Annotated in this window: 11 protein-coding genes; 6 read left to right on the top strand and 5 right to left on the bottom strand. The window is 66.1% G+C overall.

Features of this window, described 5'->3' with window-relative positions; all coding sequences use genetic code 11:
* Positions 1-26: 26 nt before the first annotated feature.
* The 4 genes from AC1MLZ_RS05915 to AC1MLZ_RS05930 all read left to right on the top strand — a co-directional run bounded on the left by AC1MLZ_RS05915 (position 27) and on the right by AC1MLZ_RS05930 (position 5,224).
* On the top strand, positions 27-2,303 hold the full coding sequence (locus AC1MLZ_RS05915) for a TonB-dependent hemoglobin/transferrin/lactoferrin family receptor (protein ID WP_480960825.1): 2,277 nt from the start codon (positions 27-29) through the stop codon (positions 2,301-2,303).
* Between the two features lie 8 nt (positions 2,304-2,311).
* On the top strand, positions 2,312-3,274 hold the full coding sequence (locus AC1MLZ_RS05920; RefSeq protein WP_480960826.1) for a DUF6607 family protein: 963 nt from the start codon (positions 2,312-2,314) through the stop codon (positions 3,272-3,274).
* A 473-nt stretch (positions 3,275-3,747) separates the two neighbouring features.
* Positions 3,748-4,494, top strand: coding sequence for an NUDIX domain-containing protein (locus AC1MLZ_RS05925; protein WP_480960827.1), 747 nt, complete (start codon positions 3,748-3,750; stop codon positions 4,492-4,494).
* A 1-nt stretch (position 4,495) separates the two neighbouring features.
* The gene (locus tag AC1MLZ_RS05930; protein ID WP_480960828.1) at positions 4,496-5,224 is read left to right on the top strand and encodes an extensin-like domain-containing protein; all 729 of its coding nucleotides are present in this window, start codon (positions 4,496-4,498) and stop codon (positions 5,222-5,224) included.
* Positions 5,225-5,369: 145 nt separating this feature from the next.
* Here the strand turns inward: AC1MLZ_RS05930 and AC1MLZ_RS05935 are convergent, their stop codons facing one another.
* The 4 genes from AC1MLZ_RS05935 to AC1MLZ_RS05950 all read right to left on the bottom strand — a co-directional run bounded on the left by AC1MLZ_RS05935 (position 5,370) and on the right by AC1MLZ_RS05950 (position 8,276).
* Positions 5,370-5,924: a hypothetical protein gene (locus AC1MLZ_RS05935; RefSeq protein WP_056065323.1), complete on the bottom strand. Its 555-nt coding sequence runs from the start codon at positions 5,922-5,924 to the stop codon at positions 5,370-5,372.
* A 242-nt stretch (positions 5,925-6,166) separates the two neighbouring features.
* On the bottom strand, positions 6,167-6,460 hold the full coding sequence (locus AC1MLZ_RS05940) for a hypothetical protein (RefSeq protein ID WP_480960829.1): 294 nt from the start codon (positions 6,458-6,460) through the stop codon (positions 6,167-6,169).
* A gap of 197 nt (positions 6,461-6,657) precedes the next feature.
* Positions 6,658-7,437 carry a transglutaminase-like domain-containing protein gene (locus AC1MLZ_RS05945; protein WP_480960830.1) on the bottom strand — a complete coding sequence of 260 codons (780 nt, stop codon included), beginning with the start codon at positions 7,435-7,437 and terminating at the stop codon, positions 6,658-6,660.
* Positions 7,438-7,526: 89 nt separating this feature from the next.
* Entirely contained in the window at positions 7,527-8,276 is a 750-nt protein-coding gene (locus tag AC1MLZ_RS05950; RefSeq protein ID WP_480960831.1) for a Bax inhibitor-1/YccA family protein, read from the bottom strand.
* Positions 8,277-8,398: 122 nt separating this feature from the next.
* On the opposite strand from AC1MLZ_RS05950, the gene thpR reads away from it, so the two are divergent.
* Together thpR and AC1MLZ_RS05960 are read left to right on the top strand one after the other, a co-directional pair.
* A complete protein-coding gene (gene thpR / locus AC1MLZ_RS05955) occupies positions 8,399-8,944 on the top strand; it encodes an RNA 2',3'-cyclic phosphodiesterase (protein WP_480960832.1) in 546 nt (181 codons plus the stop codon).
* 56 nt (positions 8,945-9,000) lie between these two features.
* Entirely contained in the window at positions 9,001-9,537 is a 537-nt protein-coding gene (locus AC1MLZ_RS05960; protein ID WP_480960833.1) for a superoxide dismutase family protein, read from the top strand.
* 400 nt (positions 9,538-9,937) lie between these two features.
* On the opposite strand, the gene AC1MLZ_RS05965 is transcribed toward AC1MLZ_RS05960, so the two are convergent.
* Positions 9,938-11,506 carry a spinster family MFS transporter gene (locus tag AC1MLZ_RS05965; RefSeq protein ID WP_480960834.1) on the bottom strand — a complete coding sequence of 523 codons (1,569 nt, stop codon included), beginning with the start codon at positions 11,504-11,506 and terminating at the stop codon, positions 9,938-9,940.
* Between the last annotated feature and the right edge of the window lie 49 nt (positions 11,507-11,555).

An 11,555-nucleotide genomic window follows, 5' to 3' on the forward strand; every position in this document is an offset into this window, starting at 1 on the left:
GCCGTCAGACCGTGGGGATAACGAACATGACATTGACCAAATTGCTGGCGGGCATCTCGCCGATCGCCCTGATGATCGGCACTACCGGTCTTGCCCACGCGGCGCCGGCTGCCGCAGAAGCTACGCCCGCTTCGGCACCTGACAAGTCGGCTACGACCGCGCGTGCTGCCGATCCGGACGATCAGGACAAGACGATCACCGTGACCGCGACGCGGACCGAGAAGGCGGTCGAGGACGTTCCCGCCACGGTATCGGTGATCGACGCGAAGACGATCGAGGATCGCTTCATCTCCGACATCAAGGATCTCGTACGCTACGAGCCGGGCGTCACCGTCCGTCGCGCACCGGCCCGCTTCACCGCCGCCGGATCATCGACCGGGCGCGACCGCGACAGCGGGTTCAACATCCGCGGACTCGAAGGCAACCGCGTGCTCATCACCGTCGACGGCGTCCGCGTGCCCGACGCGTTCAGCTTCGGGGCGCAGTCGGTGGGCCGCGGCGATTACGTCGATCTCGACCTGCTCAAATCGGTCGAAATCCTGCGCGGCCCCGCTTCTGCGCTCTACGGCAGCGACGGCGTCGCGGGCGCTGTCAGCTTCATCACCAAGGACCCGCGCGATTTCCTGACCGACGGCAAGCTGGTCGGTGGCGGCCTTCGCTCCAGCTACGATTCCTCGGACGACAGCTGGACCAACGGCTTCGTCGTCGCGGGCAAGACCGGCGATATCGAGGCGATGGTCGCCTATACCCGCCGCGACGGTCACGAGACCGAGACAAAGGGCAGCAACGACACCGCAACCACCGATCGCACGACGGCAAACCCGCAGGACATCGAGTCCAACGCGCTGCTCGGCCGGCTCGTCTGGGCACCCAACGACACCAGCCGACTGCGCCTGACCTACGAGCATTTCTCGTCCGTGGTCGACACCGACGTGCTCAGCGCGATCGCCAAGCCCCCGCTCGCGGCGACGTCGGTGATTGGCCTAACCGCGCACGACACGACCGAACGCAACCGCGGCACGCTCGACTATCGCTACATCGGCGACGGCATCGTCAGCGGTATCCGGGCGGCGGGCTATTACCAGAAGAGCCTCACGGTCCAGGGCGCGGCGGAGGACCGCAACACCGCCGCCGACCGCACCCGCATCAACCGCTTCGACAACGAGGTGTACGGCGGCACGCTGCAACTCGAGAGCCGCGCCGCGACCGGGCCGTTGACCCACCTGTTCGCCTATGGCGCCGACTACTCGCACACCCGCCAGACGGGTGTGCGAGACGGCACCGTCGCGCCCGCTGGCGAAGTCTATCCGACCCGCGCCTTCCCGACGACCGACTACACGCTGGTCGGCGTGTTCGCGCAGGACGAGATCGGACTCGCCGACGGCTTGCTGACTCTGTTCCCGTCGATCCGCTACGATCACTACAAGCTCGACCCGCAGGGCGATCCGCTGTTCACCACCTTCGTACCGCGCGGCCAGAGCGGATCGAAGGTGACGCCGCGGATCGGTGCGGTCGCGAAGTTGACCGAGGGCGTCCGGCTGTTCGCCAACTACGCGCAAGGGTTCAAGCCGCCCGAGCCGAACCAGATCAACAACGGCTTTGCCAATCTCACGCAGAATTACCGCTCGGTCCCCAATCCCGATCTGAAGCCCGAAACGAGCAACAGCGTCGAGGGCGGTATCCGGTTGAGCGGCACCGGCTGGTCGTTGAGCGGGACCGCGTTCAGCAGCCGCTTCCGCAACTTCATCGACCAGGTCCAGGTCAGCGGCGCCTTCACTGCGGCGGATCCGGCGGTGTACCAGTATATCAACCGTGGCCGTGTGAAAATCGAGGGACTGGAGGCACGCGGCGAGGCGCGCCTGCCGATCGGCGTCGGCGTCCGCGCTGCCGCCTCCTACGCCAAGGGCACGATGCGAACGACCGGTGTCACGGGCAGGCAGCCGCTCGACAGCATCGAACCCGTCAAGATCGTCGCCGGCATCTTCTACCAACCTGACGCCGGACCTTTCCGCGCCGAGGTCATCGCGACGCACTCCGCGGGCAAGACGGTCGGCGATACCAATAACAGTTGCAACACCGCGGCCACCAATTGCTTCACGCCGTCCGGCTTCTGGGTGTTCGACGCCACCGCGTCGCTTCGCGTGATGGATCATGCGACGCTGCGCGCGGGCATCTTCAACATCACCGACAAGAAGTATTTCTGGTGGAGCGACGTCCGCGGGCTGACCTCGACCTCGGTCGTGCGCGACGCCTATTCGCAACCCGGCCGCAACGCCGGGCTCTCCTTCTCGCTCAACCTGTGAGGCGCCTGATGTTCCGCTCCCTTCTCCTCGCGACCGGGCTGACGCCGACCACGCTGCCCCTCGCGCCGACGATCGCATCCGCGCAAACCCAGGCCGTCTACGGCGACCAGGCCCGCGATCACGCCTCGATCCTGGCGATGGCCGGCACGTTCAAGGTGACGTTCGACATGCGCGAGACCACGCCGCTGGTCGCGGGCTACACGCCCTACCCTGCCAAGCTCAGTGGCGGCCACGAGGTCGTCCGCGCGATCGTCGATACACCCGACCACGTCATCCTCCAGCACCTGCTGGTGGTGACCGACGGCAACGCCAAGACGATGGTCATCAAGCATTGGCGACAGGACTGGACGTGGCAACCTAAGACCGTGCTCGTCTACACCGCGGGAGGTCGCTGGACGCTGCGCCCGCTCGCCGAAGCGGAACGGCGTGGCGCATGGTCGCAGACGGTGTGGCAGACCGACGATTCCCCGCGCTATGGCGGGATCGGTCGCTGGCGCTACGACGACGGCGCCACCCGCTGGACCAGCGACGAGACCCGCCGGCCATTGGCGCGCCGCGACGCGACCCGTAATCCGCCCTATGATCATTACATCGGCAACAACCGCCACGTGCTGACCCCCGCGGGCTGGGTCCACGAACAGGACAACGCCAAGATCGGAATCAAGGACGGCAAGCCCGCCACCTACGTCCATGAATACGTCATCAACACCTACGCCCCGGCGAGCGACTTCGCGGTCGTAGCGGCGGACGCGTATTGGGCGAAGACGAAGGACTATTGGGCCGCGGTCCGTACCGACTGGGACCGCGCGATCACGAAAGGCTCCGGTCTCCGGGTGAAGGAGGACGCCTCGAACGGCTCAGCCACGGGCCACCAGCTGATGCTGCTCGCCGACGACGTCGCATCGGGCGAAACCAAGCCGGATGTCGCGAAGGCCGAAGCGGCGGCATTGATCGAGCGCGAGGCGGGGTAAGCGTGCGAGGGGAAACGTCGGGCTTGCTTCCCCCGCCCCGTCATGCGGGCTTGTCCCGGCACCCACGGTGCAGCACGTCCGAAGGAATAAGGTCCACGGAACGGTAGCTGCTGGGGGGTTTCGGGCTCACCTTGTGGACCGAACAAAGCGTGTTTCCCCGCGAAGGCGGGGATCCAGCCTGGGCTCCCGCCTTCGCGGGAGAACACGGAAGAATGAACCTTCGTCGCCTTCGCACAAGACCCAGGCCAGATCGACATCCAGGCTGAGCCACGAACCTGCCTCATGTTCCGGCATTCACCGCACCGCGGGATCAAGAAATCTTGGTTTGCGGAACCATGGCCCCCGGAAGCAGTCCGGCGTGACGGAGGGGTTTTGAGAACCGTCGCGATCTCAAAACGCCGAATGTCGACTGGCCCAAGAACGATCGCTTCCAGCGCGCTACCCGATCGCACACTCACGCGTTACCGGAGGCGATGACCGATCCGCTGCCCCCCGCCATTCCCGCCGCAACGCTGGTGATATTCCGCGGCGCCGACCTGCTGATGGTCGAGCGCGCCAAGGCGATGGCGTTCGCAGGCGGCGCGCTCGTATTCCCGGGCGGACGGGTAGATCCGGGCGACCACGCGCTGGCAGCATTGCTCGGCCGCCCCGACGACGAAACCGCCGCGCGTATTGCGGCGATCCGCGAGACGATCGAGGAGGCCGGCCTGCCGATCGGCCTGTCGCCGATACCCTCCACCCAGGCCTTTGAGCGGTTGCGCGCCGCGCTCCACGCCGGAACCGCGTTCGCCGAGGCATTGGTGGACGTCGGAACAACCCTCGATCTCGATGCGCTGGAGTATTTCGCTCGGTGGCGGCCGGCGCACGCGCACGCGCGCATCTTCGACACGCGCTTCTACCTCGCCCGCCTTCCTGCCGACGCCCCCGCCGCGCGTGTCGACGCGACCGAAAACGTTCGCTTGTTCTGGGCCACCGCCGCGCAAATTCTCATAGAGACCGATGCCGGGCGCGCGACGATCATCTTCCCGACCCGCCGCAATCTCGAACGCCTCGCGCAGTTCGCCGATTTCGACGCAGCAGTTGCGGACGCACGCGCGCATCCGATCCGCACCGTCACACCGTGGACCGAGATGCGCGACGGCGTCGACCATCTCTGCATCCCCGAAGACCTCGGCTATCCGGTAACGTCGGAGCCGATGTCGGACGCGGTGCGCGGTTGACATGCGGGCGGTGCGGAGGACGATCGGGTGGCTGTTGGCGCTGGTCGTCATGGCAACGCTGGCGCTGATGCTATGGGCGAGCCTGCGCGGTCGGCCGCAGGACGTGCCCTGGGCACCGCTCGATCTCGGCCAGCCGATCGGCATGTTTACGGGGCGCAAACTCACCGCGCTGACCGAGGATTTTCCGCAATGCCGCGCGCTGCTCGACCGCGCCGGCGTCCGCTATACCGTCCTGCTACCGCGCAAGGGCGAAGGGCAATGCGGTTACGCAGACGGTGTGAGGCTAACCGGCGGCGCCCGGAAGATCGCCTTCGCACCTGCCGGGTTGGGCGTCGCCTGTCCCGTCGCAGCAGCCTTGTCGATGTGGGAATGGGACGTGGTCCAGCCCGCCGCCGAGCGCCACTTCGGCGCAGGCGTCGCGACGATCGATCATTTCGGCAGCTATAGTTGCCGCCGCATCGCCGGCAGCCATTCGACCAACTGGAGCGAGCATTCGACCGCCGACGCCGTCGACATCGCTGGCTTCCGCCTGACCGACGGCACCCGCATCACCGTCGCGCGAGACTGGAAAGGCGACGATGCCAAGGCGGCCTTCCTTCGCGAGGTGCGTGACGGAGCTTGCCAGCTATTCGCCACGACGCTGTCCCCCGACTACAACGCCGCGCACGCCGATCATCTGCATCTCGACCAGACGAACCGCGGCGCAACCGGCTGGCGCGCGTGCCGGTGAAGGCGGATGATCTATCCTCCCCCGCAAGGGGGAGGTGGCTGGCGCTTGCCAGACGGAGGGGGAGGAAAGGGAAACGTCCGTTCCGTATCCTCCCCCTCCGTCACCTTCGGCGCCACCTCCCCCTGGCGGGGGAGGATCGGAAGGGTCAGCTCGCCAGCGTCGTCCCCGAGTCCACCTTCTCCACCCAATACGGGAAGAACGCCGGCTGCCGGTTGGACCAGCCCGACGCGGTGGCCGCAGCCTCGCTGATCGACTGCAGCAGTTTGCGCCGCAGTTCCGGATGCAGATGCGGGAGTGCCGCCGCAGCGCAGAATGCCGACGGCAGCCAAGGCCGAACCTCCGCCCCGATCAACCGCTCGTACAAGAACCGCAACGCCGAGAAACTCGTCAGCCGCCCCTGCCCCAGATCGAACGCAACGAGGGTCATCAGCGGCGCCAGGAACGGCTCGATCGCATCCAGGCCGCTATCGTCCGGTACCATCGCGCGCAGATCGGGGAGGTTGTTGTAGAGCCGCGCCTGCGCCCGGATGCTCGCCGCCTCAACCACGTCGCGCGACCAGCGCTGCATCGCGTCCTCGCGGTCCAGGCCGACGTCGAGCGAACGCCGGATATACCGCTGCGTCGAACTCGGAAAAGCCGCGAATTCCTTCATCTCGGCGAGGGTCATCGATCCCTGTGCCGGTTTCATTCTGGAAGCCATGTCGTCACCCCGCTCTCGTCAAGGAACCGGCAGACTATGCGCTCGGATGGTTAACAACGACCCTATCACGCGTCATCTTTCCGTAACACCAAGCGACCATGAAAGCTGTTGCACCGCAACAAGGCTGCGACGAAGCGAATGAAACTAAGCGATTTGATCGTCTTGAGAGGCGTCTGGGCAACAAAAAAGCGCCGGTCGTTGCCGACCGACGCCCGTTCGTTGAGCAGAGGCGAAGGTTACGCCTACTTTTCGCGCAACGCTCGCTCGGCATCCTCGTCATAGCCCGACGATTTCGCCGGCTCGCGATTTGACCCGGGCTCCGTCGCGGAAAGCGGGTCGCTGGCGTCCATCGACTCGTCGAGCCCGTTGTCGAGACGTGCGTCCGCGCTGTCGGGATTCTTTTGCAGGCGCTTGGCGATCGACTTGTCCCGGCCCGCGTCCTGTCGCGGATCGCGACCCGAGCTCTTGCCCTCCGCGTCCTTGTCGTCGGGTGCTACGGACAGGCTATCCAGCGCGCTCTTGTCTATGTCGGTCATTGCGACGTCCCTTTTTAATCTTCGCGATGACCAACGGTCCAAGTGGCAGAGCGTTCCTGTTACCGAGCAGAGAACTTAAAACCGGAATACTCCGTCACCCCGGGCTTGTTCCGGGGTCCACGGCTCCGCAAACCAAACCTTGCTGATCTTGCGGAACGGTGCATGCCGGAACGAGCCCGGCATGACGATCGGGCGGCTCAATCCAGAGGCGTGACCTTCACCGTCTGCTCCCAGAGAAACGCCTGCCCGAACACCGTCATGAACGCGATATCCGTCGCATCGCGCCCGACGCAGACCCGCGCGATATCGCTGCACGTCGCCATCTTCGTCGCATCGATCAACCGCCAGTCCCCGGCCAGCCACAGCTCCGCCACCGCATGGAAGTCCGGCGGATCGACCCCCGGCGCATACGCCGACACGCACCGCGCCGGAATCCCGCCCGCACGCGCCAGCGACACCAGCAGATGCGAATAATCGCGACACACCCCCGATCGTGACGCGAACGTATCCAGCGCGGTCGTCTCCCCGCTGCTCGACCCACACCGATAGTCCAGCGACTGGTACACCCACTCGGTCAACGCCGCCGCCAGCGGACCGCCTTCCAACCCACCGAACTCGCGCGCGACGAACCCCTCGAAGCGATCGGACGGGCAATAGCGGCTCGGCATGAGGTACGGCGTCAGCTCCCCATCGAGCATCCGCGGCGGCGTCGCCGGATACAGCTCAAGCTGGACGCGCTCCCGCTTGACCGCGATGATGGCCTTATACTCCGCGGTGAAGCGGCCATGCCCGCGCGACCAGCAGCGCTGGCCGATCCCGTCCTCGCCGCGCACTGCCCGGATCGGACTGTCGGACCACAGGGTGAGGGACTCGGACTCGATCGTCTGGTCGGCCATCGCCGCCGCTTCGATCTGGAGGAGCACATCGGCGTCCCCCGTGATCCCGTAATCCAGACGCACGTCGATCGAGAGCCGCATTGCGCGTCCCATTCCTGTCCCGAGGCCAAAAGAAAAGGGCCCGGCGGTGTCCCGCCGAGCCCCCGCGTTCGTCACACCCTTAGCGGGAGTTAGTTGCGGCTGCTACCAAACAGACGCAGCACGAACATGAACATGTTGATGAAGTCGAGGTACAGGCTCAACGCTGCCATGATGACGACCTTGCCGATCATGTCCGTACCGGCAACCTGCGCATACAGGCTCTTGGTACGCTGCGTATCGTAGGCGGTAAGGCCCGCGAACAGCAGCACGCCGACGCCGCTGATGACCAGCTGCATCACGCCCGACTGCAGGAACACGTTGATGATGCTCGCAACCAGCAGGCCGACGACACCGATGATCAGGAACGTCCCGAACGCCGACAGATCGCGCTTGGTAGTGTAGCCGTACAGGCTCAGCGCGGCGAAACCGGCGGCAGTGGCGAAGAACGCACCGGCGATCGACGTGCCGCTATAGACCAGGAAGATGGTCGACATCGACAGGCCCATCAGGACGGCAAAGCCCCAGAAGAGCATCTGCATCGTCGCCGTCGACATCTTGTTCTGGCCATAGCTCATGCCGAACACGATCGCGAGTGGCGAGAACATGATGACGTACTTCAGGATACCACCGCTCATGAACACCTGCGCGGCGGGGGACTCGTTGCCGCCCATCGCGAACAGCATGGCGACGATGCCCGTGAGCAGCACTGCCGAGCCCATGTAGTTATACACGGACAGCATGTACGACCGGAGGCCAGCGTCATAGGCCTCGGTACGCTGGCCCGTGGCCGTCGTTCCGAACGACGTGGCGCGGGGCCGGGGGTCAGACCAATTAGCCATTGTGAAATCAGCTCCTTTGTCCGGCATGGTGCCGGTTACGGTGAATATCGTCCTTTATACGACGCATTTCAAGCAGACTGGTTGCATCGGCGCCGTGGTTCGCGGTTAACCTGCCGCGATCCATGATTCGCCTTTTCGTCGCCCTCCGCCCGCCGCCGGCTATCCGTCAGAGCTTGCTCGACATAATGGAGGGCGTCCCCGCCGCACGCTGGCAGGACGACGAGCACCTCCATGTGACGTTGCGGTTCGTCGGCGAGGTCGAACGACCAGTCGCCGAGGATATCGCGGTCGCGCTGAGCCAGGTGGTCGCGCCTGCACCGAGCGTGTCGCTGAGCGGAGTCGGGCGGTTCGAGAAACGCGGGCGGACCGATACTTTGTGGGCCGGCGTCGCCCCGCACGACACGCTCGCCGCACTCCACCGCAAGGTCGATCAGGCGTGCGTTCGTGCAGGCCTCGCGCCCGAACACCGCGCGTATCTGCCGCACGTCACGGTCGCCAGGCTCGCGCGATCGGCCGGCGTCGGCTTCGCGATCGAAGACTGGTTGGCGACCCACGCCGCGCTGTCGAGCGCGCCCTTCCCGCTACCCCATCTCGTGCTGTACCAGAGCCATCTCGGCCGCGACGGCGCGACATACGAACCGGTCGCTCGCTGGGCGCTCGGCGTATAGGGCGGAACCTGACGCGCAGCGGAGGGTTCGCCAGACTATCAACAGGGAGAAACGACATGCGGATTGCGACACTGGCACTGCTCGGCGCGGCAACGATCGGACTGACCGCCTGCGAGAAGAGCGGCCTTGACACGGGTACGCCGATGGCAGGCGGACAGCGTGTTACCGCGACGCTCCAGACCGCGGCCGGCACCGACGTCGGCCGCGCCACCGCCACCGAAGTCGCGGGCGGCATCCGTGTCACGCTCGACGCCAAGGCGATGCCCCCCGGCACGCACGGCGCCCATATCCACATGGTCGGCCGCTGCGACGCCCCCGACTTCACGACCGCAGGCGGCCACTGGAACCCGACCGGCATGAAGCACGGCAGCATGAACCCGCAGGGCCCGCATGAGGGCGACCTGCCCAACCTGATCATCGGCACGGACGGTCGAGGCACGATCGGCATCACCATTCCCGGGGCGACGATGGCAGGCCTGATAGACGCGGACGGCTCGGCGTTCGTGGTGCATGCGGGTCCGGACGACCTGATGACCGACCCGGCCGGCAACAGCGGCGGGCGCATCGCTTGCGGTGTGTTCCAGGCGGGGTAACCACGAATTGGGGGGGTAGTCCCGGACAGGAGGGGTAACGACAGCAGGCGCTCGGTTGAGTGCTGAGCCCCACCTGTCCGTCATGCCGGGCTCGTTCCGGCATCCACCGTCCCGCAAACTCGAAAGCCGTGAGTTCGCGGAACAGTGGCCCCCGGAACATGTCCGGAGTGACGGCGTGAGTACGCACCCCGCCCCCCTGCTTCCGTTCGTGCTGAGTAGAGACCGAGTAGGTTCGAAAACGCGTATCGAGGGCTCGTATCGAAGCGCATTTTTCGCGCACTGACCTGCCCCCTCCCCGTTCGCCCTGAGCGTAGTCGAAGGGCATGCCCCAAGCGTAGGTGCTTCGACTTCGCTCAGCACGAACGGAAGAGGGTGACCGGGATAGGTTCAACAGGAGCGTTTAAACCGCCTCCCCCGCCGCCTGCGCCCTGGCCTCCCGCGTCGCCTCGGCCCCAGGCGCCAACCGGTACGCCGCAATCGCACAAACCAGCGTGATCGGCGTCACCACCAGCAGCGACAGCATGCCGATCGACAAGCTCCCGGTCAGCGTCGACACCCGCCCCGCCATATACGGCCCGAGCGCCAACCCGATCAGCGTCGTCCCGATGAAGAACGTCGCCGTCGCCGTTCCCCGCATCCGCGGCAAAACCATGTCCTGCGTCGTCGCCGCCGCCGCACCCAGCGCGCACGACGCGGTCAATTGCGCCAGGAATATCCCCGTATAGAACGCAGCCGGCGACGACGCGGTGAAGGCGAGGATCAGGAACGGCACCGGCACCACCGCACCGAAGATCACCACCCACAACCGCCCCGCCGGATTGCCCCGCCGCAGCCGATCCGACACCACGCCGCCGATCGTCAGCCCGAGAAATCCAGCGGTCGCGCCAAGGCTACCGATCATGAAGCCCGCCGACGCCGGCGTCGCGCCAAGCTCGCGCAACGCATAGGGCGCCGCCCAGAAACTCGCCGCATAGCTGAGGAACGCGTTCAGCCCATAGGCGACCACCGTGCACAGGAACGCCGGCGTCCCCACGATCAGCGCAAAGGTCGGCGGATCGCGCCGCTTCAACGCCGACGCCCACGAGAACACCGCATACACGCCGATGCCGACCGCGACCCATTGCGGCCAGGGCTCGCCCGCCGCGATTAACCCCGACACCGCCGCGACCACCAACGCCAGCGCCACGAGGTTATACCCAAGCGCCCGAGCACCTCCCATCGCCGCGCCGATCAAGGTCAGCGGCGGCACGATCGTCACTAGCTCGGCGCCGAATGCACGGAACGGCGCAGGATGCTTTTCCGGCTCCGGCAAACCCTCGACCAGCCCGCGAATGGGCTCCTTCAACGTCGCGATCCACACCGCGAGCAGCAGCCCCGGCAGGCCGACCGCCATGAATGCCGCCTGCCAGCCGACCAGCCCGAGCGGCCCGCCGCTGGGATAGGCGCGGTTCCAGCCCTGTACGATCAGCCCGCCGATGAACAACGAACAGCCCCCGCCGACGTACAGCCCCGCGGAATAGATCGACAGCGCGGTCGCACGCAGCCGCTTCGGGAAATAATCGGAGATGATCGAATAGGCCGACGGGCTCGCGGTAGCCTCGCCGATCCCGACCCCGATCCGCGCCGCAGCGAGATGCCCGCCGGTTTTCGAAAATCCCGACAGCGCAGTCATCACCGACCACAGCGACAACCCGATCGTCATCAGCCGCACCCGGTGCCAATTGTCCGCCAGCCGCCCGAGCGGAATGCCGAACAGCGAATAGAACACGCCGAACGCGGTGCCGTACAGGAACCCGAGATCCTGGTCCTTCAGCCCCAGGTCGCGCTTGATGTCCTCCGCCAGGATCGAGATGATCTGCCGGTCGACAAAGTTCAGGACGTAGACGAGGAACAGGATCGACAGCACGTACCACGCGTACCGCGATGCACCTTTCTCCGGCTCGCCAGTCGTGGTTTCGGCGTTCGCCATTGACCCCTCCTCGATATTTTCGAGCTATGGGTATCAGAGCGATGGCACC

This window comes from Sphingomonas sp. PEI4 (assembly GCF_056679955.1).